At 70.0% G+C, this 20,085-nt stretch carries 19 protein-coding genes and 1 pseudogene; 10 read left to right on the top strand and 10 right to left on the bottom strand.

Translation table 11 applies throughout. The annotated features are described in order from the left end of the window. Nucleotides 1-47: 47 nt before the first annotated feature. A complete protein-coding gene (locus A5706_RS12385) occupies nucleotides 48-1,820 on the top strand; it encodes an SDR family oxidoreductase (protein WP_068130861.1) in 1,773 nt (590 codons plus the stop codon). A 51-nt stretch (nucleotides 1,821-1,871) separates the two neighbouring features. Here A5706_RS12385 and A5706_RS12390 read toward each other — a convergent pair whose 3' ends face one another. Further along, a complete protein-coding gene (locus A5706_RS12390; RefSeq protein WP_068130864.1) occupies nucleotides 1,872-2,216 on the bottom strand; it encodes an aminopeptidase in 345 nt (114 codons plus the stop codon). Nucleotides 2,217-2,338: 122 nt separating this feature from the next. On the opposite strand from A5706_RS12390, the gene A5706_RS12395 reads away from it, so the two are divergent. Together A5706_RS12395 and A5706_RS12400 are read left to right on the top strand one after the other, a co-directional pair. Further along, nucleotides 2,339-2,794, top strand: a complete 456-nt coding sequence (locus tag A5706_RS12395) for an SRPBCC family protein (RefSeq protein ID WP_068130867.1) — start codon at nucleotides 2,339-2,341, stop codon at nucleotides 2,792-2,794. A 4-nt stretch (nucleotides 2,795-2,798) separates the two neighbouring features. Further along, on the top strand, nucleotides 2,799-4,391 hold the full coding sequence (locus tag A5706_RS12400) for an NAD(P)/FAD-dependent oxidoreductase (protein ID WP_068130869.1): 1,593 nt from the start codon (nucleotides 2,799-2,801) through the stop codon (nucleotides 4,389-4,391). A gap of 83 nt (nucleotides 4,392-4,474) precedes the next feature. Here the strand turns inward: A5706_RS12400 and A5706_RS12405 are convergent, their stop codons facing one another. Together A5706_RS12405 and A5706_RS12410 are read right to left on the bottom strand one after the other, a co-directional pair. After that, nucleotides 4,475-6,022 carry a leucyl aminopeptidase gene (locus A5706_RS12405; protein WP_068130872.1) on the bottom strand — a complete coding sequence of 516 codons (1,548 nt, stop codon included), beginning with the start codon at nucleotides 6,020-6,022 and terminating at the stop codon, nucleotides 4,475-4,477. Between the two features lie 11 nt (nucleotides 6,023-6,033). Continuing rightward, nucleotides 6,034-7,158, bottom strand: a pseudogene (locus A5706_RS12410) (adenylate/guanylate cyclase domain-containing protein). A 95-nt stretch (nucleotides 7,159-7,253) separates the two neighbouring features. On the opposite strand from A5706_RS12410, the gene gcvT reads away from it, so the two are divergent. Both gcvT and A5706_RS12420 read left to right on the top strand, forming a co-directional pair. Then, nucleotides 7,254-8,357 carry a glycine cleavage system aminomethyltransferase GcvT gene (gene gcvT / locus A5706_RS12415; protein ID WP_068130903.1) on the top strand — a complete coding sequence of 368 codons (1,104 nt, stop codon included), beginning with the start codon at nucleotides 7,254-7,256 and terminating at the stop codon, nucleotides 8,355-8,357. Between the two features lie 51 nt (nucleotides 8,358-8,408). Continuing rightward, nucleotides 8,409-9,515: a branched-chain amino acid aminotransferase gene (locus tag A5706_RS12420; protein WP_068130874.1), complete on the top strand. Its 1,107-nt coding sequence runs from the start codon at nucleotides 8,409-8,411 to the stop codon at nucleotides 9,513-9,515. Nucleotides 9,516-9,588: 73 nt separating this feature from the next. Here A5706_RS12420 and A5706_RS12425 read toward each other — a convergent pair whose 3' ends face one another. Genes A5706_RS12425 through A5706_RS12440 form a run of 4 tightly spaced genes read right to left on the bottom strand, consistent with a single transcriptional unit; the run spans nucleotide 9,589 to nucleotide 12,607 of the window. Beyond that, entirely contained in the window at nucleotides 9,589-10,323 is a 735-nt protein-coding gene (locus tag A5706_RS12425) for an adenosylcobinamide-GDP ribazoletransferase (protein ID WP_068130877.1), read from the bottom strand. Continuing rightward, a complete protein-coding gene (gene cobT, locus A5706_RS12430) occupies nucleotides 10,320-11,378 on the bottom strand; it encodes a nicotinate-nucleotide--dimethylbenzimidazole phosphoribosyltransferase (RefSeq protein ID WP_197517816.1) in 1,059 nt (352 codons plus the stop codon). The genes A5706_RS12425 and cobT overlap by 4 nt, the downstream gene beginning before the upstream one ends. Then, entirely contained in the window at nucleotides 11,375-11,911 is a 537-nt protein-coding gene (locus A5706_RS12435) for a bifunctional adenosylcobinamide kinase/adenosylcobinamide-phosphate guanylyltransferase (protein ID WP_068130883.1), read from the bottom strand. Before A5706_RS12435 ends, cobT begins: the two co-directional genes overlap by 4 nt. A 27-nt stretch (nucleotides 11,912-11,938) precedes the next feature. Further along, nucleotides 11,939-12,607, bottom strand: coding sequence for a DUF3043 domain-containing protein (locus tag A5706_RS12440; protein ID WP_068130908.1), 669 nt, complete (start codon nucleotides 12,605-12,607; stop codon nucleotides 11,939-11,941). Between the two features lie 192 nt (nucleotides 12,608-12,799). Here A5706_RS12440 and A5706_RS12445 point away from each other — a divergent pair, with 192 nt between their 5' ends. After that, the gene (locus tag A5706_RS12445) at nucleotides 12,800-13,876 is read left to right on the top strand and encodes a glycerate kinase (RefSeq protein ID WP_068130906.1); all 1,077 of its coding nucleotides are present in this window, start codon (nucleotides 12,800-12,802) and stop codon (nucleotides 13,874-13,876) included. A gap of 83 nt (nucleotides 13,877-13,959) precedes the next feature. Then, a complete protein-coding gene (locus A5706_RS12450) occupies nucleotides 13,960-14,316 on the top strand; it encodes an iron-sulfur cluster assembly accessory protein (RefSeq protein WP_068106822.1) in 357 nt (118 codons plus the stop codon). 13 nt (nucleotides 14,317-14,329) lie between these two features. Here A5706_RS12450 and A5706_RS12455 read toward each other — a convergent pair whose 3' ends face one another. Beyond that, nucleotides 14,330-14,953: a hypothetical protein gene (locus A5706_RS12455; RefSeq protein ID WP_068130886.1), complete on the bottom strand. Its 624-nt coding sequence runs from the start codon at nucleotides 14,951-14,953 to the stop codon at nucleotides 14,330-14,332. Between the two features lie 182 nt (nucleotides 14,954-15,135). Here A5706_RS12455 and A5706_RS12460 point away from each other — a divergent pair, with 182 nt between their 5' ends. Beyond that, complete coding sequence (locus A5706_RS12460; RefSeq protein ID WP_068130889.1) at nucleotides 15,136-16,110, top strand: carbohydrate kinase family protein; 975 nt, start codon at nucleotides 15,136-15,138, stop codon at nucleotides 16,108-16,110. A gap of 93 nt (nucleotides 16,111-16,203) precedes the next feature. Here A5706_RS12460 and asnB read toward each other — a convergent pair whose 3' ends face one another. After that, nucleotides 16,204-18,174, bottom strand: coding sequence for an asparagine synthase (glutamine-hydrolyzing) (asnB, locus tag A5706_RS12465; protein WP_068130892.1), 1,971 nt, complete (start codon nucleotides 18,172-18,174; stop codon nucleotides 16,204-16,206). A 131-nt stretch (nucleotides 18,175-18,305) separates the two neighbouring features. Here asnB and A5706_RS12470 point away from each other — a divergent pair, with 131 nt between their 5' ends. Beyond that, the gene (locus tag A5706_RS12470) at nucleotides 18,306-19,412 is read left to right on the top strand and encodes a cytochrome c oxidase subunit II (protein WP_082964329.1); all 1,107 of its coding nucleotides are present in this window, start codon (nucleotides 18,306-18,308) and stop codon (nucleotides 19,410-19,412) included. Nucleotides 19,413-19,420: 8 nt separating this feature from the next. Then, nucleotides 19,421-19,894: a cytochrome c oxidase subunit 4 gene (locus A5706_RS12475; RefSeq protein ID WP_082964330.1), complete on the top strand. Its 474-nt coding sequence runs from the start codon at nucleotides 19,421-19,423 to the stop codon at nucleotides 19,892-19,894. Nucleotides 19,895-19,923: 29 nt separating this feature from the next. Here the strand turns inward: A5706_RS12475 and A5706_RS12480 are convergent. Continuing rightward, the coding region (locus tag A5706_RS12480; RefSeq protein ID WP_197517815.1) for a cytochrome c oxidase subunit 4 at nucleotides 19,924-20,085 on the bottom strand (162 nt) is incomplete at its 5' end.

The raw sequence follows: 20,085 nt of genomic DNA on the forward strand, positions 1-20,085 counted from the left end.
TACCGTGTGGCCACTGGCCTCAGGGGCCAGTCACAGCGGGAGGTTCGATGCCGGAGCTACAGCAGGTACCCCAGCGATTCGTCGACAGCACCGACGGCGTGCGCATCGCCGTATACGAGGAGGGCCACCGCGAGGGCCCGACGGTCGTGCTGGTGCACGGCTTCCCCGACTCGCACGTGCTGTGGGACGGCGTCGTCCCGCAGCTGGCCGAGCGGTTCCGCGTCATCCGCTACGACAACCGTGGCGTCGGCATGACGTCGGCGCCGAAGGCGGTCTCCGCCTACACCATGGCCCGTTTCGCCGACGACTTCGCCGCGGTGATCGGCGAGCTGAGCGCCGGCCAGCCGGTGCACGTGCTGGCCCACGACTGGGGTTCGGTGGGCATTTGGGAGTACCTGAAGCGGCCGGGCGCGAGCGACCGGGTCGCCTCGTTCACGTCGGTGTCCGGCCCCAGCCATGAGCAGCTGGTCGACTACATGTTCAGCGGGCTGCGCCAGCCCTGGCGCCCGCGCAGGTTCCTGCGCTCGATCACCCAGGCGCTGCGGCTGACCTACATGGTGTTCTTCTCGATCCCGGTGCTGGCGCCCCTGGGCCTGCGGCTGGCGCTGTCGGTCCCGGCCCTGCGGCGCAACGCCGTCGACAACATCCCCGCCGATAAGATCCATCATTCGGACAAACTGGCCTCCGACGCCGCCCGTTCGGTGAAGACCTACCCGGCCAACTACTTTCGCTCGTTCTCCATGCGTGGCCGGCCGCAGACCGTGGACGTGCCGGTGCAGCTCATCGTCAACACCCGCGACAAGTACGTGCGGCCCTACTCGTTCGACGAAACCGCGCGCTGGGTGCCGCGGTTGTGGCGCCGCGACATCCGCGCCGGCCACTTCTCGCCGATGTCGCACCCGCAGGTGATGGCGGCCGCGGTGCACGACTTCGCCGACCTGGTCGAGGGCAAACCGCCGAGCCGGGCCATGCTGCGCGCGCAGGTCGGGCGTCCCCGCGAGTACTTCGGCGACACCCTGGTGTCGGTCACCGGCGCGGGCAGCGGCATCGGGCGGGAGACCGCGTTCGCCTTCGCGCGCGAGGGCGCCGAGCTGGTCGTCAGCGACATCGACGAGGCGACCGTCAAGGAGACCGCCGCCGAGATCGTCGCGCGCGGCGGCGTCGCGCACGCGTACGTGCTCGACGTCTCCGACGCCGACGCCGTCGAGGCGTTCGCCGAGCGCGTCAGCGCAGAGCACGGCGTCCCCGACATCGTGGTCAACAACGCCGGCATCGGTGCGGCCGGGGGATTCCTGGACACCCCCGCCGAGCAGTTCGACCGGGTCCTCGACATCAACCTGGGCGGTGTGGTCAACGGTTGCCGGTCCTTCGGCAGGCGCCTCGTCGAGCGCGGCACCGGCGGCTACATCGTCAACGTGGCGTCCATGGCCGCCTTTTCGCCGTTGGGGTCGCTGAGCGCCTACTGCACCTCCAAGGCGGCGACCTACATGTTCTCCGACTGTCTGCGGGCCGAACTCGACGTGGCCGGCGTGGGGCTGACCACCATCTGTCCCGGTGTCATCAACACCAACATCATCAGCACCACCCGCTTCACCGCGCCGGGGGACAAGGACAAGCTCATCGACGAGCGGCGCGGCCAGATCGCCCGGATGTTCGCGCTGCGCCACTACGGGCCGGACAAGGTCGCCAAGGCGATCCTGTCGTCGGTGAAGAAAAAGAAGCCGATTCGGCCCGTCGCTCCGGAGGCCTACGCCCTCTATGGCCTGTCCCGCGTGGCGCCGCAGGCGTTGCGCAACGCCGCGCGGGTGCGGGTGATCTAGTTCAATGGTGGCGACCCGCTTCGCCCGGCTACGCCGCGCTCGCGATCGCCACTAAACCCCCGTCTGTCGGGCGCCTTGGCGCCCCATCGCCACCCCACCGCCGACGGCGAGGAGCCCGACGACGGCCAGCGGGATGGTCCAGCTGCGCCGGGTGTTGACCGCCGACTGGCATTGCGCCACGTAGTCGGTGTGGGGGAGGACCTGGTTCAGGATCGGGATGTTGGCGCCGTTCTTGTCGTTGGCATTCCGGGCGCTGGACAAATCGGTGGCGATTCCGTTCCCGCATGACACGGAATTGCCGCTGCCGTCCGACACGGACACCGGCACCAGCAACCCGATTATGCCGGCCAATAAAAGCACCGCGCCCACCGCGATGATCAACCGTCGCACAGTCACAATTGGCCTCCCGTCACCCGCGAGTTTGGTAACGGCGTAGTAACCGCTGGCCGCGGCCCCTAAACGTTTTGCCGCCGCCCGATCCCGCGCATGGTTTCCGCCGACCGGGGTATCCGGACGCCATGACATTGGCTGCAACCCGCGAGGTAAGGGCTTCCCGCCAGCAGATCTGGGACACGATGACCGACGGCTGGACGTACGCGCAGTGGGTGGTGGGCAACAGCCGGACCCGCGCGGTCGACCCGAATTGGCCGCAGCCCGGCACCGCGATCAAGCACTCGGTGGGGGTCTGGCCGCTGGTCATCAGCGATGCGACCGTGTCCGAAAGCTGCACGCCGGGTGAGGAACTCGTCCTGCGCGCCGGGCTCGGGCGATTGGGGTCCGCGCGAATAACGCTGCGGCTCAGCGACACTCCGGACGGCGGCTGCCGGATCGAAATGATCGAGGTGCCCGCGTCCGGCCCGATGCGGATCGTCCCCGACCGACTGGCCCTGGCCGCCGTCTATCCGCGCAACCGTGAGTGCTTGCTGCGGTTGACCGCGCTCGCCGAACGGCTCGAGCCGAGCCAGGTCAAATAGGCGCATGGCCGACCAGACGGCCGACGCCGTCGTCATCGGGGCCGGGCACCACGGGCTGGTGGCCGCGTCGATGCTGGCCGACGCGGGGTGGGACGTGCTGGTGCTCGAGGCCCAACCCGAGCCCGGCGGCGCCGTGCGCAGCGCCGAGCTGACACCGGGATACATCACCGATCTGTTCAGCTCGTTCTACCCGATGACGGTGGCTTCGCCGGCGATGGCGGCGCTGCGGCTGGAAGACCACGGGCTGCGGTGGTCACACGCCCCCGCGGTGGTGGGCCATCCACGCAGCGCGGCCGACGACGACCCGCCCGTCATCTACCGCGACCCGGCCCGCACCGCAACGGAATTGGCGCGCCGCGAGCCGAAGGACGGAGACAATTGGTGGCGCGCGGTGGAATTGTGGCGGAAGATCTCCGCGCCGCTGCTGGACGCCATGCTGGCGCCGTTTCCGCCGGTGCGCCCGATGCTCCGGCTGCTGCTGAAACTGGGCACGGCCGACGCCGTCCGGTTGGCCCGCTTGTTGATCCAGCCGGCCAACACCATGGTTGACGAGTTGTTCGACGGCGAGGCGCCGCGAATCCTGTTGCTGGGCAACGCGATGCACGCCGACGTTCCGCCGGACGCGCCCGTCAGCGGCGCCATGGGCTTTCTGATGACGATGCTCGCCCAGGACGGCGGCTGGCCGGTGCCCGTCGGCGGGTCGGGAGAGCTGACGGCCGCGTTGGTGAAGCGGGCCACTTCGGCCGGCGCGCGAATCGAATGCGGTCAGAACGTTTCTCGCATCGAGGTGCGCGGCGGCAGGGCGGTCGCGGTGACCACCGCCGGCGGGCGGAAAGTGCGGGCGCGGCGGGCGATCGTGGCCGACGTGACGGCGCCGCGGCTGTTTTGCGACATGTTGCCCGCCGATGCGGTCCCGGCCGGGCTGCGCCGCGAGCTCGAGCATTACGTGTGGGATCCGCCGGTGGTGAAGGTCAACTACGCGCTGAACGGGCCCATCCCGTGGCGATCGAAAAGCCTGCGGGGCGTGGGCACCGTCCACCTGGGGGCCGACGCCGACGGGCTGGTGCGCTGGATGGCCGACCTGAACACCCGGGTGGTGCCCGAGCACCCGTTCATGCTGTTGGGCCAGACCACCACCGCGGACCCGAGCCGGTCGCCGGCGGGCACCGAAAGTGTCTGGGCCTACACGCATTTGCCGCGCAACGTGGCTGACGACGCCGCGGCCGAGCGGCTGGCCAAGTCGATGGATCACGTGATCGAAGAGCATGCCCCCGGTTTCGGCGCGGCGGTGATCGACCGGTTCGTCCAGCGCCCGTCGGACCTGGAGGCCAGCGACGCCAACCTGCATTTGGGTGCCCTCAACGGGGGAACCGCGCAGCTGCAACAGATGGCGATCTTTCGCCCCGCGCCGGGCATGGGCCGCGCCGAAACCCCGGTCGAGGGGCTCTATTTGGGCAGCGCGTCGGCCACCCCGGGCGGCTCCGTGCACGGCGCCTGCGGGCGCAACGCCGCCAACGCCGCGCTGGCCGCCGCCCGCGTGACGGGCTGGCCGCGCCGCAAGCTGGGCCGGGCGGTCCTCAGGCGGCTGACGGCGTAGCCCGGCGCATCGCGAGCGTCACGGTGGCGCGCCGTTCGGCGTCCAGAGCCACGCCAGCGTGGCGCTCGGCGGGCGGTGAGCGCTCAGCCGTTCTCGGCTATGTCCTCCAGCACCGCGAACATGGTGCGGGTCGGCACGCCGGTGCCGCCCTTGGGCGTGTAGCCCCATGGGCTGCCGGTGTTGTAGGCCGGCCCGGCGACGTCGATGTGCGCCCAGCCCACGCCGTCGGCGACGAACTCGCGCAGGAACACCCCGGCCACCAGCATCCCGGCGAAGCGCTGGCCGCTGATGTTGGACAGGTCAGCCACGGTGGACTTCAAGTCGTCCTTGAGCTCGTCGGGCAGCGGCATCGGCCAGCCGTTCTCGCCCACCCGCTGCGAGATCGCGGCCACCCGATCGCGGAACTCGTCGCTGCCCATCACCCCGGGGATCCGGGCGCCGAGCGCCACCGTCTGCGCGCCGGTCAGCGTGGACGTCTCGATGAGGTAGTCCGGGTTGTCCTCGCACGCCCGCACGATCGCGTCGGCCAGGATGAGCCGGCCCTCGGCGTCGGTGTTCTGCACCTCGACGGTGATCCCGCCGTACTGCGTCAGCACGTCGCCCGGGCGCTGCGCGGTGGCCGACGGCATGTTCTCGGCCATCGGGACCGTGGCGATCACGTCGATGGGCAGCTGCTGCTGCGCGGCCAGCGCGACCGTCGCGATGACGGCGGCCGCGCCGCCCATGTCCGAGGTCATGTAGTGCATCGACGCCGCCGGCTTGATCGAGATGCCGCCGGTGTCGAACGTGATGCCCTTGCCGACGAGCGCGACCCGCTTGGCCTGTTTTGATTTCTTGGCCAGCTTGGAGCCGCGATGGATGAGCCGCACCAGCCGTGGTGGCCGCGACGAGCCCTGCCCGACGCCGATCACCCCGCCGTAGCCGCCCTTCTGCAGCGCCTTGTCGTCGAGCACCTCCACCTCGAGGCCGACCGATTCGCCCAAAGCCTTTGCACGCTTGGCGAATTCGGCGGGGAACAGGTGACTGGGCGGGGTGTTGACCAGGTCCCGGGCCGTGGCGACCGCGGTCGCGACGGCCGCGCCGTGCGCCGCCTGCTTCCTGGCGTCCTTGCCGGTCGCCAGGACCGTGATCTTGCGCAGCCCCTTGTCCTTCGGGGCGGTCTTCTCGCTGCGAAACTCGGTGAACCGGTAGCTGCCCAAGACCAGCCCCTCCACGGCCGCGGAGCAGACGTCGTCACCGGGCAGCTCACCCAGCGTGGTGATCACCGCCTCGGCGGTGCCCAGCGATCGCGCGGCCACGCCGGCGGCGCGCCGGATCGTGTCGGCCGGCCACTCGTCACGCGGCTTGCCCAGCCCGATCGTCAGCACGCTGGACACCGGCAGCGACGGCACCACCAGCCGGTGCACCTGCTCACTGCCGCCGGTGGCCTCCAGCGCCCGCAGGCCGTCCTGGATCTCGGCCACGGCGTCGTCGGACAGGAACGGCTCGGCGGCGGTGACGACCGCGCCCGGCCTGTCCTCGTCGCCGGTCGAAACGACCGGCACCAGCAATACCGCGGAGCCCGCACTGCGTTTGGGCAAGGATGTGGCGACGTTGACGGAGGGGGCCTGGTAGCCCGGTTCGGTGGTCACGGCAAACCACCCTAATCACAAGCGCTGGGGTTTTCCCCGTCAGCGTGCCCGCCGTGCAGGTCGAAGGCCATCACCGGGCCGTCAAAGCCCTTGAGCAGCAACGGGCCGTGGGGGACCGCGGGCCAGTCGGGCAACTTCTCGTGCAGCTCGGCCGCGGCCAGGATTTGCCCCGGCGCCGCGGCCGCCACCAGCCGGGCGGCCAGGTTGACCGGGAGGCCGAAGTAGTCGCCGTTGATCGCCAGCACCGCGCCGTACGCCAGGCCCGCGCGCACCTGCAGGTCGGCCTCCCGGGCCCGCGGGTGGTCGACCAGGTCCAGCGCCGCCCTGACCAGCCCCTCGGGCGACGAGCACACCCACATCACCGCGTCGCCGATGAACTTCACCACCCGCCCGCCGTCGGCGTGCACCACGTCGGCGACCGTGGCGCCGAACTCGGTGAGCAGATCGGATAGCTGCGCTGGCGTCAGCGCCTGCGTCAGCGCGGTGAAGCTGGACAAATCGGCAAACCCGACGCCGCACACCACGCTCGCCGACGTGTCGAGAAGGACGCGCTCGAAGTAGGTCCGGGCGCTGGTCAGGTGATGCCGGTGAACCACGTCGATCAGGGCCCCGATGCGGGGGATGAACTCGGCGACCGAGCGGTACGCCTGCGCCGTGGCCAGCTCGTCGTGGGTTTAGTTCATCTGGATGTCGGGGGTTCCGGCGCGGATCATCGTTCCCTCGGCCTCCGCCAGACGGGCCATCGCGGCGCCCAGCACCCGCAGCAGGCCGAACGCGCCGTCCTCGCCGACCACCGCCTTGAGCGCGAGCCAGGTCGACAGGGCGTCGACGTCGGCCTGGCTCAGCACGGGAACATCGGGGCCGGCGACCGTCAGCCCGAGCAAAGCCCACGCGTGCGCCACGTCGTCGGCCGAGATGCCGAGCTCGTCGGCCGCGGTTTGCAGCGTGTAGATCGGGCGTCCCGACCACGCCAGGACGTCGCCGGCAAGCCCGAACAACCGCCCGCGGCGCTCGGCCTCGGCCATCTCGTCGGCGGTGAAGCCCAGGTCGCCCAGGTACTTGATCAGGTCCGCCCGCTCCCGCGGGTTGGCAATTCCCGCGGCCTCGAGCTCGGAAAAGTCGAGCGGATCGGACACCTGCCCAAGTGTGCCAGTACCCGAGCGCATTAGGGTGGGACGCCGTGAGCCGCGCCGGCGACGATGCAGAGCGAAGCGATGAGGAGGAGTGGCGCATGACCGATGCGCCGGAATTGCAAAAGGGACCGCTTCAGGAGCGCCATCGCGAACTGGGTGCAAACTTCGCGGAGTTCGGCGGCTGGCTGATGCCGGTGTCCTATGCGGGCACCGTCAGCGAACACAACGCCACCCGCAACGCGGTGGGCCTGTTCGACGTGAGCCACCTGGGCAAGGCGTTGGTCCGCGGGCCGGGTGCCGCCGCGTTCGTCAACTCCGCGCTCACCAACGATCTGGGCCGCATCGGGCCGGGCAAAGCGCAATACACCTTGTGCTGCACCGAATCCGGTGGCGTGATCGACGACCTGATCGCCTACTACGTCGACGACGACGAAATCTTTCTGGTGCCCAACGCCGCCAACACCGCCGCGGTGGTCGACGCGCTGCGGGCGGTTGCCCCGGACGGTCTGACCATCACCAACGAGCATCGCTCCTACGCGGTGCTGGCCGTGCAGGGCCCGCGATCGGCAGACGTCCTCGGAGAGCTGGGCCTGCCGACCGACATGGATTACATGGGCTACGCCGACGCCGCGTACTCGGGGGTGCCGGTGCGCGTCTGCCGCACCGGATACACCGGGGAGCACGGCTACGAGCTGCTGCCGCCGTGGGACTCCGCCGGTGTGGTGTTCGACGGGCTGATCGCGGCGGTGCGCGCCGCCGGGGGAGAGCCCGCCGGCCTGGGCGCCCGCGACACGCTGCGCACCGAGATGGGCTATCCGCTGCACGGGCACGAACTTTCGCTTGACATCTCGCCGCTGCAGGCCCGCTGCGGCTGGGCGATCGGGTGGAAGAAGGATGCGTTCTTCGGCCGCGAAGCCCTGCTGGCCGAAAAAGAAGCGGGACCGCGGCGGCTGCTGCGCGGGCTGCGGATGGTCGGTCGCGGCGTGCTGCGTCCCGGCCTGACGGTCCTGGCGGGGGAGCGGCCGGTCGGGGTCACGACGTCCGGGACGTTTTCTCCGACACTGCAAGTCGGCATCGCGCTGGCGTTGATCGACACCGACGCCGGGATCGACGACGGTCAGCAGGTCACCGTCGACATCCGCGGCCGCGCCGCCGAATGCGAGGTCGTGCGGCCGCCGTTCGTCGCCGTGAAAACGCGTTAGCGCACGTTCGATGGCAAAAACCCGGTGGCGCGCGGATATAGAATCGGCCCCATGACCAGCGACTCGCCCGAGTTCACGGTTCAACGCGCGTCCAATCCGGCGACCGACGCCGAACGTGAATCAATCCTGGCCGACCCGGGTTTCGGCAAGTACTTCACCGACCACATGGTGTCGATCGACTACGCCGAGGGCCGCGGCTGGCACAACCCGCGCGTAATCCCGTACGGCCCGATCGAACTGGACCCGTCGGCGATCGTGCTGCACTACGCCCAGGAGGTCTTCGAGGGCCTCAAGGCCTACCGCTGGGCCGACGGCTCGATCGTGTCGTTTCGCGCCGAAGCCAACGCCGCCAGGCTGCGATCGTCGGCGCGGCGGCTGGCCATTCCCGAGCTGCCCGAAAACCTGTTCATCGAATCCCTTTGCCAGCTCGTCGCCGTCGACAAGGCCTGGGTGCCGCGGGCCGGCGGCGAGGAGGCGCTGTACCTGCGGCCGTTCATCTTCGCCACCGAACCGGGGCTGGGCGTGCGGCCGTCCAAGCTGTACCGCTACCTGCTGATCGCGTCGCCGGCCGGCGCCTACTTCAAGGGCGGCATCAGCCCCGTGACCGTGTGGCTGTCGACGGAATACGTGCGGGCCAGCCCGGGCGGCACCGGTGCCGCCAAGTTCGGCGGCAACTACGCCGCGTCGCTGCTGGCTCAGGCCGAGGCCGCCGAAAACGGTTGCGACCAGGTGGTCTGGCTGGACGGCGTCGAACGCCGCTTCATCGAAGAGATGGGCGGGATGAACCTCTTCTTCGTGTTCGGCAGCGGCGGGTCGGCGCGGCTGGTCACCCCGGAGCTGTCCGGGTCACTGCTGCCCGGCATCACGCGGGATTCGTTGCTGCAGTTGGCAATTGACGCCGGATTTGCCGTCGAGGAACGCAAGATCGACATCGACGAGTGGCAGAAGAAGGCCGCCGCCGGCGAGATCACCGAGGTGTTCGCGTGCGGCACCGCCGCCGTCATCACCCCGGTGTCGCGGGTGAAATACGGCGACAGCGAATTCACCATCGCCGACGGCCAACCCGGTGAGGTGACGATGGCGCTGCGCGACACGCTGACCGGGATCCAGCGCGGCACCTTCGCCGACACCCACGGCTGGATGGCCCGGCTGGCCTAGGGCCCGCTAGAAGCGCGAGCAGACGCAAAAGCCCCCTCGCGTGCGGCGTGTCGGGGGCTTTTGCGTCTGCTCGTCAGGGAAACCCTGCGAGCGCCACGGCGCTCACCGTGGTGGTGAGCTCGATCGCGGCGCCCAGCACGTCGCCGGTGATGCCGCCGAACCGGCGCACGCAGTGCGCCACCAGCGCCGCGCCGCAGGCCAGCGCCACCAGCACCGCCACCGGTCCCTGCCAGGGGCGCGAACCCGCCAGCACCGAGACCGCCAGCAGCGCCGCGACCCAGGTCGCCACCGCCGGCGCCGGCTGACTGCCGGCCACCCGCGCGCCCAGCGCACTGCCGTCGGCCGCCGGCACCGACCGGCGGCAGGCCAGCACCGCCGCGACGCGGCCGGAAAACACCGCCAGCACAATGGCCGACGGCCTCAGCGTCGAGAAGGCCAACCCCTGCAACAGGATCACCAGCACGACGGCCGCCACACCGAACGGACCCGTCGACCCGTCGCGCATCACCGCCAGCGCGCGCTGCGGTGGGCCGTAACAGCCCAGCCCGTCGGCGGTGTCGGCGACGCCGTCGATGTGCAGCCCCCGGGTCGCCAGCAGCAGCGCCGCCACGGCCAGCAGCCCGGCCAAGGGGCTGGACGGGCCGAAAACCGCGGCGCCGCACCACGTGACGCCCGCGGCCAACGCCCCCAGCGCGGCGCCGACCACGGGCAGCGCGGTCATGGCGCCGCGGCCCATCGGCGCGTTGCGCGAACCGGGGACGGGCAGCACCGTGCCGAACGCGAAAGCGGTTGCCAGGGAACGCATCACTGAGCCAGCGGGCCGGACGGACCGGCCACCCCGGCCTGCGCGAACGTCGCCATCGACGACAGCGCGGCCACCGCCGCGCGCAGCACCGGCAGGGCTACCGCCGCGCCGGTTCCCTCGCCCAGCCGCATCCGTAGGTCCAGGATCGGGTCCAATTCCAGGGCGGTCAGCGCCAACTGGTGGCCCGGCTCGGTGGACCGATGACCGGCCTGCCACCAGTGCCGGGCGCCCGGTGCCAGACGCTCGGCGACCAGTGCGGCCGCGGTCACGGCCATGCCGTCGAGCAGCAGCGGGGTGCGCCGCACCGCGGCCTGCGCGCAAAACCCGGCCATCGCGGCCAAATCCGCGCCGCCGCAGCAGCGCAGCAGCCCGACCGGGTCGGGCAGCACGCGACACGCCCGGAACAGGGCGTCGCGCACCGCGGCCGTCTTGCGCGCCCATCCCGCGTCGTCGATCCCGGTCCCGAAGCCGACCGCGACCACCGGCTCGGCGTTCGTCAGAGCCGCCACCAAAACCGCCGCCGCCGTGGTGTTTCCGATCCCCATGTCGCCGGCGATGAGCAGGTCGGCGCCGGCGTCGACCTCCTCGTCGGCGATGGCCCGGCCCGCGGCGATCGCGGCGAGGGTCTCGGTGTCGGACAGCGCATCCTGTGTGGTGATGTCGCCGCTGCCGCGCCGAACCTTGTGGGCGCCGATGCGATCCGAGGCCGCCTCGGCGTCGACCGCCAGGTCCGCCAGCCGAACCGTCGCACCGGCGATGCCGGCCAGCGCGTTGATCGCCGCGCCGCCGGCGTCGATGTTGGCGACCATCTGGGCGGTCACCTCCGGCGGGTACGCGGACACGCCTGAGCGCGCGACGCCGTGGTCACCCGCGAAGACGACCACCCGTGCGCGCTCGAATTGCCGTGGCGGACAGTGCCCTTGGCAGGAGGCGACCCAGACCGACAGGTCCTCGAGGCGGCCCAGGGCTCCGCGCGGCTTGGTCAGCGTGTCCTGCCGGGCGCGAGCGGCGGCGGCGACGTCCGCGTCGGGCGGTGAAACGGGGGAGAATTCCATCAGGTTCCCGACGGCTTGAGTTGCACCGCCTGCCCGGCCACCACCAGCACCACGCGGTCGCACAGCTCGGCGATGCGCTGGTTCAGGCTGCCCAATTCGTCGGCGAACCGGCGCCCGGCCGCGGTCGCCGGTACCACCGTCAGCCCGACCTCCGGGCTGACGAGCACCAGCGTCGAGCCGAATTCGCCCGCGGCGGAAAGCAATTCGTCGACGGGACCGGCCACCGACCCGCCGTCCCACGCATTGTTGCGGTCCAGCGTTCCGGTGAGCCAGCCGCCGAGGTCGTCGACGAGCGTCGGGCTGCCGGGCGACTGGCGCAATTGCCCCGTGACGTCGTCGGTTTCGACCGTCGACCAATGCGCGGGCCGGCGGTCACGGTGTCGTGCGATGCGGTCCGCCCAGTCGGCGTCGGACTGGCCCGTCGCGCGGGGGGCCAGGTAGCGGACGGGCTGTCCCGGTGGCAGTGACGTGGCGATGGCTTCCTCGGCCCAGCGGGACTTGCCCGACCTGATCCCGCCGAGCACCAGGGTGCGCACCGCGGTCAGACGGCTTTCGGGCGCCGGTCAGTCGACACTGCTGCCGCGCTCGACTTGGGGCCGGGGCGTGCGCATGCGGCGCAGCTGGGAAGCCCGGCCGGCGGCGTAAATGCCCAGCTTCCAACGGCTTTCGGTGTTGTCTGGGAACTTCGCATCGACCATCTTGCTGACCTTGCGACCCAGCAGCACCCCGTCGACGCCCATCACGACCATCAGCACCAGCATCGCCGGGGAGGCGTACAGCTGCACCTGCGGGACGCCGAACGAGGCGAACAGCAAGACCAGCGTCGCCGGCATGAACAGACCGAGGGCGTTGCGCCGGGAGTCCACCACGTCGCGCACGTAGCGCTTGATGGGTCCCTGATCGCGGGGCAACAGGTAGGCCTCTTCGCCGGCCATCATGCGCTCGCGGCGATCCGTCATCCGCGCGCGGCTGGCCGTTCTCTCGGCTCGGCGCTCCTCGCGGCTGAGTTTGGGGCCGGCCAGCGTCTTGCGGCGGGCGCGCGCCTCGGAGGCCGTCATGGGCGCCGGTGCGATCGGGCCCTTCCTCGCGTTGCGCCGCGCCTCGCTGCGCTTGGGCGTGGGCCGGCCCTTGGGGCCGGTCCGACGCGGGACGGCGTCCCCGGAGGCGTCGGCCTTGACTACGGCGACTTCGAGGTCGTCATTCTGGCCCTTTTTGCGGCCCATTAGCTTCACAATGGCCAGGTTACTTCGCGGGGGGGCTCGCCCGTAACGCACCTGGAATGCGTTGTTATTGGCCATGCGCCAGCGCAACGCGTGACGCTTAGGCTTGACTGTGATGAATGGCTACCTGTGATGGACGACGGCACGATGGCCTCGGATGACGCTGCCGCTGGCCTCGCACCGGGCCGTCTGCGCCTGCCCGCCATGCAGGTCTTGGTCGCACCCGATTGCTATGGGGACAGCCTGTCCGCGGTGGAGGCCGCCGCCGCCATCGCAACCGGCTGGACCCGATCGCGTCCGGGCGATCGCTTCACCGTCGCGCCCATGTCCGACGGTGGCCCCGGATTTGTCGAGGTGCTCGGCCGGCGGCTGGGGCAGACGCGGCGCGTCCGGGTGTTCGGGCCGCTGGACACCACGGTGGAGGCGGCCTGGGTGTTCGACCGCATCTCGCGGACCGCGTACCTGGAGTGTGCGCAGGCCTGCGGCCTGGCCCTGCTCGGCGGTCCGCCCACCCCGGAAACCGCGGTGACGGCCGACAGCAGCGGCGTCGGGCAGCTCCTCGACGAGGCGCTGCGGGCCGGCGCGACGCGGATCGTCGTCGGGTTGGGCGGCAGCGCGTGCACCGACGGCGGCAAGGGGATGATCACGCAGCTCGGCGGCCTGGCCGAGGCCCGCCAGCGGATGACCAACGTGGACCTGATCGCCGCATCGGACACCGAATACCCCATGGTGGGCCCGTGGGGGGCGGCCAGGGTGTTCGGGCCGCAGAAGGGCGCGGACACGGCCGCCGTCGCCGCCCTGGAAGTCCGCCTCGAGGAGTGGGCGCTGCAACTGGAGGTGGCGGCCGGGCGGGACGTGAGCTCGGAGCCGGGCGCGGGGGCCGCCGGCGGCATCGGGGCCGGGCTGATGGCGCTCGGCGGCCGTTGCGAGCTGGGCGCGGCGATCATCGCCGAGCACACCAACCTGGCCGACGACCTCGAGGCCGCGGACATGATCGTCACCGGGGAGGGCCGGTTCGACGAGCAGTCCCTGTTCGGAAAAGTGGTCGGTTACCTCGCCGAATCGGCCCGACCGCTGGGTATTCCCGTGATCGTGCTGGCCGGCCAGGTCGACTTGGAGAATTCCGCGGTGCGCTCGTCGGGCATCATGTCGGCGCTGTCCATCGCCGATTACGCCGGTTCGGTGCGATTGGCGCAGGCCGACGCCGCCAATCAGCTGATGGGTTTGGCCTCCGAGGTCGCGGCGCGACTCGGGAATAGCGGTCCCGCAAGGTACCGTTGATGCAGTGGGCTTTTTCCGGAGCGCATCGCCCGGATCTTCGAGCCAACCAGGACCACTAGGAAAAGTGCCAACTAGGAGATGCAATGACGGTGCAAAACGAGTCAACCGCCAAGACCCACGGCGTGATCCTGACCGATGCCGCCGCTGCCAAGGCGAAGTCCCTGCTGGACCAGGAGGGCCGCGACGACCTGGCGCTGCGCATCGCGGTCCAGCCGGGCGGGTGCGCCGGGCTGCGGTACAACCTGTTCTTCGACGACCGGTCGCTGGACGGCGACCTGACCGCGGACTTCGGCGGCGTGACGCTGACGGTCGACCGGATGAGCGCGCCCTACGTCGAAGGCGCGTCCATCGACTTCGTCGACACCATCGAGAAGCAGGGCTTCACCATCGACAACCCCAACGCCACCGGTTCGTGCGCCTGCGGGGACTCCTTCAACTGACCTGTTCGGCGGCTCAGTAGGAGCCGCCGGTGCGCAGCACATACGAGCAGACCTCGATCTGGCCCCGCTGAAATAGCAGCTGGGCGACTCCTTGCACGTCGTCGCGCGCCGGCCCGCCGGTCGCGGGCGTTACCCGCATCGTGAACAGCGCCTGCGCCTGATACTGCGACAGGTACACGATCTTGTCGACCGACGTCAGCTCCACCTCGGTGAACTGCTTGCGGAAGGCGTCGCTGCTCATCTTGGCCAGGGCCTGATCCGACCGCTTGTCGCGCACGCCGTCGTACATGCCGCACAGCGCGTTGCGGACGATGACATCGATGTCGCGGTGCTCGAGGGCGTCCAGGTACTGTTGGATCGCCGCTTTGGCGGCGCCGTCGGACAACGCGGCGCCGGTGTTGGCCCCGTTGGTGCGGACCCCGTAGGTGATCGCCAGCGTCAGCGCGGCCGCCAGCGCGACGGCCAGCAGCAGGCCAATGACCAAGCGCCGCTTGGATCGTCGCTGTGGATAGGGCACCGGCTGCCCGGCATAATTCGCCGGCGCGGCGTGGGGTTCGTTGGGGAAGTCAAGCGGCTGGGACTCGGGCGTTGGTCCGTCGGCGCCGACAGTCTGGTCCGGCCAGTGCGGACCTGCCATGTGGTTCTCCTACGCTGGTGGACGGGACCAGGAGCGGGTTGCGGCCAGGCGGGTCCCGGCGGCTGACTGAGTTGCTTGAGTCGTTTCTAGGCAGGCTAGCGCACGACTTTGCGCGGACCGTGACGCGACGACGCTCGATATGCCTGAGTAAGCTAGATAACCTTACTAACGAAGGAGATTTCGTGACGATCGCGGTAACGGGTTCGATTGCGACCGACCACCTGATGCGGTTCCCCAGCCGCTTTTCCGAGCAGCTGCTGCCCGAGCACCTGCAGAAGGTATCGCTCAGCTTCCTGGTCGACGACCTGGTCATCCATCGCGGCGGCGTTGCGGGCAACATCGCCTTCGCCATCGGTGTGCTGGGCGGCGACGTCGCGCTGGTCGGCGCGGCGGGCGACGACTTCGCCGACTACCGCGACTGGCTGGTGTCCCACAACGTCAACTGCGACAACGTCCTGATCTCCGAGACCGCGCACACCGCGCGGTTCACCTGCACCACCGACGTCGACATGGCCCAGATCGCGTCGTTCTACCCCGGCGCAATGTCGGAGGCCCGCAACATCAAGCTGGCCGACGTGGTGTCGTCCATCGGCACGCCGGAGCTGGTCATCGTCGGGGCCAACGACCCCGAGGCCATGCAGGTGCACACCGAGGAGTGCCGCAAGCTCGGGTTGCCCTTCGCCGCCGACCCGTCCCAGCAGCTGGCCCGGCTCTCCGGTGACGAGATCCGCACGCTCACCGACGGCGCCAAGTACTTGTTCACCAACGACTACGAGTGGGACCTGATGCTGTCCAAGACCGGCTGGACCGAGGCCGACGTGATGGCCCAGGTGGAGCTGCGGGTGACCACGCTGGGCCCTAAGGGCGTGGACCTGGTCGAGCCCGACGGCACGACTACCCACGTCGACGTGGTGCCCGAGACCAGCCAGGTCGACCCGACCGGCGTCGGCGACGCGTTCCGGGCCGGCTTCCTGACCGGCCGCAGCGCGGGCCTGAGCCTGGAGCGCTCGGCCCAGCTGGGCTCGCTGGTGGCCGTGCTGGTGCTGGAGTCGACCGGAACGCAGGAGTGGGCCTGGGACCACGAGGTCGCGAAGAGCAGGCTGGCCGGCGCGTACGGAGAGGACGCGGCCGCCGAGATCGCCGCGGTGCTCGCCTAATCCTCTGACAGTGTTCGCCGGGCCCTGCCCGGTCACCAGACGCAAAAGCCCCCGAAAACCGCGTGTTTTGGGGGCTTTTGCGTCTGCTCGCCGTTAAAGCTGGACGGGGTAGACCGGCTCGCTGATCTGCGGCACCACGCTGCGCTCGACGAAGATCGCGTGCCAGAGCATGAAGATCAACACCGTCCACAGCCGGCGGCTGTGATCGCTGGTGCCGCTTCGGTGTTCGTCGAGCATCCGGCGCACGGCGGCCGGGTCGACCAGGTGATCGGCCTGTGAGGAGTCCACCAGCGCATACGCCCACTCCAGCAGTTCGCCCGCGCGCAGCCAATGCCGGATCGGCACCGGGAAGCCCAGCTTGGGCCGATGCAGCACATGCGCGGGAACGATCGGCTCCAGCGCGCGCCGCAGCGCGTACTTGGTGGTGGTCCGGGTGATCTTGGCCTCGACGGGCAGCCGGGAGGCGACGGCAAACACCTCGGGATCCAGGAACGGCACCCGCAGCTCCAGCGAGTTGGCCATCGTCATCTTGTCCGCCTTGACCAGGATGTCGCCGCGCAACCAGGTGAACAGGTCGACGTGTTGCATGCGGGCCACCGGGTCCCAGCCGGCCGATTCGGCGTACACCGACGCGGTCACATCGGTGTGCGTCCACTCGTCGCGGAACCCCGGCAGCACGTCGCGCAGCTGCGCGTCGGAGAAGCTACGGGCGTTGCCGTAGTAGCGCTCCTCGAGGGTCAGCGAGCCGCGGTGCAACAGGCTCTTCCCACGCATGCCTTCCGGCAGCGGCTTGGACACCTTTCCCATCGACCGGCGCAGCGGGCGCGGCAGATAGTCGAAAGGCTTCAGCGACAACGGCTCCCGATAGATCGTGTAGCCGCCGAACAGCTCGTCGGCGCCCTCACCGGACAGCACCACCTTCACGTGCTTGCGGGCCTCGCGGGCGACGAAGAACAGCGGGACCAGCGCCGGGTCGGCGACGGGTTCGTCGAGGTACCAGACGATCTCGGGCAGGGCGGCGACGAACTCGTCGGGGCTGACCACCTTGGCGATGTGGCGCGCCCCGATGGCTTCCGCCGAGGCCACCGCGACGTCGATCTCGGAGAAACCCTCGCGCTCGAAGCCGGTGGTGAACGTGATCAGCCTGGGGTTGTGCCGGATGGCCAGTGCCGCAATGGCGGTGGAGTCGATGCCCCCGGACAGGAACGCCCCGACGGTGACGTCGGCGCGCATGTGCTTGGCCACCGAGTCCTCCAGCACCGCGGTGATCTCGTCGTAGCGGGCCTGCTCGGTGTCGGCGGTGATGGGGGTGGCCGCGAATCGCGGCACGAAATAGCGGGTGACCTCGGGCCGCTGCCCGGGCCGGATGCGCGCGTAGCAGCCCGACTCCAGGCGGCGCACCCCCCGGTGCAGCGTCTCGGGTTCTGGCACGTACTGCAGGACCGTGTAGTGCTGCACCGCGCGGTCGTCGATGCCGGTGTCGAACCCGACCAACTCGGCCAGGTCCATCAGGCATTTCTTCTCGCTGGCCAGCGCGGTGCCGCCGGTGCCGGTGGCCATGAACAGCGGCTTGATGCCGAAAGGGTCTCGGGCGCAGAACAATTCGCGGGTCGCGGTGTCCCACAGCGCGAACGCGAACATGCCGCGCAGCCGGTGCAGGACGTCGGTGCCCCAATGGTGGTATCCCGCGACGATCGCCTCGCCATCACCGTCGGTGGCGAACGCGGCGCCGTGCTTGACGGCCAGTTCGTCGCGCAGCTCGAGGTAGTTGTAGATCTCGCCGTTGAACACCAGCACGTAGCGGTCGGGCGCCTCGGGCGGGCCCCAGCGCAGCGGCTGATGCGAATGGGCGATGTCGATGATGGACAGCCGGTTGAAGCCGAACACCACCGAGCCGTCGGCGCCCGGGTCGGCCCACGTCCCCGGCTCGTCGGGCCCCCGGTGGCGCATCAGGTGCGACGCGGCGGAAATGGCGCCGTCGGCGCGGGTGGCGGCCGCCGCGGCGTCAGCTCTGCCGCCGCCAGGACCGGCCGGGGCCGCAACGAACGCCAGCAGACCACACACGGCGCCCCAGTATGCCCCACTTGGGCGGCGCTCGGGGCGCCGCACGCCCGTGACCGGCCGGGGTTTGCGCGACGGCGTAAGCGGCGTGGTCTACGCTGCGTAGTATTCGAATCCGAGCAGGAGGCGCCAACGTGACACCTCGCGAGCAGGTCCGTTCGCAACGTCTGTCGCAGCGCAGGTTCCAGCCCCGTTCCGGGGGCGCGGGGCGGGGTCGGTCGCGTCGTCTCCGGCCGTTGGCCCTGGCCGCGACGCTTGGCGTGCTGGCGGTCACCCTGAGCGGATGCAGCTGGTCGGAGGCGATCGGCATGGGCTGGCCGCAGGGCATCACCCCGGAGGCCCACCTCAACCGGGAGCTGTGGGTCGGGGCGGTGATCGCCTCGCTGGTCGTCGGCGTCATCGTGTGGGGGCTCATCTTCTGGTCGGTCACGTTCCACCGCAAGAAGGCGACCGACACCGACCTGCCCCGGCAGTTCGGCTACAACATGCCGCTGGAGCTGGTGCTCACCGTCACACCGTTCCTCATCATCTCGGTGCTGTTCTACTTCACCGTGGTGGTGCAGGAGAAGATGCTGCACCTGGCCAAGGACCCCGAGGTCGTCATCGACGTCACCTCGTTCCAGTGGAACTGGAAGTTCGGTTATCAGCGGGTCAACTTCAAGGACGGCACGCTGACCTATGACGGGGCGGACCCGGCGCGCAAGAACGCGATGGTCTCCAAGCCGGAAGGCAAGGACGAGCACGGCGAGGAGCGCGTCGGGGCGGTGCGCGGGCTCAACCCGGAGGACCGGACCTACCTGAATTTCGACAAGGTCGAGACCCTGGGAACCGCCACGGAGATCCCGGTGCTGGTGCTGCCGGCCGGCAAGCAGATCCAATTCCGGTTGGCCTCCGCGGACGTGGTGCACACGTTCTGGGTGCCGGAATTCCTGTTCAAGCGCGACGTGATGCCCAACCCCGAGGCGAACAACTCGGTCAACGTGTTCCAGGTCGACGAGATCCAGAAGACCGGGGCGTTCGTCGGCCACTGCGCCGAGTTCTGCGGCACCTATCACTCGATGATGAACTTTGAGGTGCGGGTCGTGCCGCCCAACGACTTCAAGGCCTACCTGCAGCAACGGATCGGCGGGAAGACCAACGCCGAGGCGCTGCAGGCGATCGCCCAAGCCCCGCTGGCCGTGACCACCCATCCGTTCGATACCCGTCGCGGTGAAGCGACCAAAAACCAGCCCGTAGGTTAGGACGCTCAATGAAGATCGAAGCCAGGCTGTTCGAATTCATCGCCGCATTCTTCGTTCTCTCGGCGGTGCTCTACGGGATCCTGACTGCGCTGTTCGCGACCGGCGGGGTGGAGTGGGCGGGGACCACCGCCCTGGCGCTGACCGGTGGCCTGGCCGTCATCACGGGAAGCTTTTTCTGGTTCATCTCGCGCCGGCTGGACACCCGGCCGGAGGACTATGAGGGCGCCGAGATCAGCGACGGTGCAGGAGAATTGGGCTTTTTCGCGCCGCACAGCTGGTGGCCCATCCTGGTGGCGCTGGCCGGATCGGTCGCGGCGGTCGGCATCGCGCTGTGGCTGCCCTGTCCAACTGCATCACCAGCGCGCGAGGCCCCGCGGCTGCATTGGTGCGCGCGCGCTTGGGAGTTTCTCATTGTGCCTGGGCAAACCCTACCGAACGGGATAGAGCAAAGAAGTCGTGGAAAAGGGGCCCGGATCAAGTGATGCCCTGATTGTGACCTTTGAGTCGCAAATCAGTGCTTCTCGGGGCCCGTGTAATACTCGAAGACCAGTCCGGCCGCCGTCGCGAGGATGAACACCACCCCGGCGACGATCAACCAGGGCAGCCACAGCGCGATGCCGACCGCCGCGACCGATCCGGCCAGCGCCACCAGGATGGGCCACCAGCTGTGCGG

This window comes from Mycobacterium sp. E796, from assembly GCF_001672815.1.
GTDB lineage: Bacteria > Actinomycetota > Actinomycetes > Mycobacteriales > Mycobacteriaceae > Mycobacterium.

Bases quoted from the DNA above. Each gene is read 5' to 3' on its own strand.
- A5706_RS12395 (WP_068130867.1), top strand. From the start codon at position 2,339: ATGACATTGGCTGCAACCCGCGAGGTAAGGGCTTCCCGCCAGCAGATC.
- A5706_RS12445 (WP_068130906.1), top strand. From the start codon at position 12,800: ATGCAGGTCTTGGTCGCACCCGATTGCTATGGGGACAGCCTGTCCGCG.
- A5706_RS12455 (WP_068130886.1), bottom strand. From the start codon at position 14,953: ATGGCAGGTCCGCACTGGCCGGACCAGACTGTCGGCGCCGACGGACCA.
- A5706_RS12400 (WP_068130869.1), top strand. From the start codon at position 2,799: ATGGCCGACCAGACGGCCGACGCCGTCGTCATCGGGGCCGGGCACCAC.
- A5706_RS12385 (WP_068130861.1), top strand. From the start codon at position 48: ATGCCGGAGCTACAGCAGGTACCCCAGCGATTCGTCGACAGCACCGAC.
- A5706_RS12420 (WP_068130874.1), top strand. From the start codon at position 8,409: ATGACCAGCGACTCGCCCGAGTTCACGGTTCAACGCGCGTCCAATCCG.
- A5706_RS12475 (WP_082964330.1), top strand. From the start codon at position 19,421: ATGAAGATCGAAGCCAGGCTGTTCGAATTCATCGCCGCATTCTTCGTT.
- gcvT (WP_068130903.1), top strand. From the start codon at position 7,254: ATGACCGATGCGCCGGAATTGCAAAAGGGACCGCTTCAGGAGCGCCAT.
- A5706_RS12450 (WP_068106822.1), top strand. From the start codon at position 13,960: ATGACGGTGCAAAACGAGTCAACCGCCAAGACCCACGGCGTGATCCTG.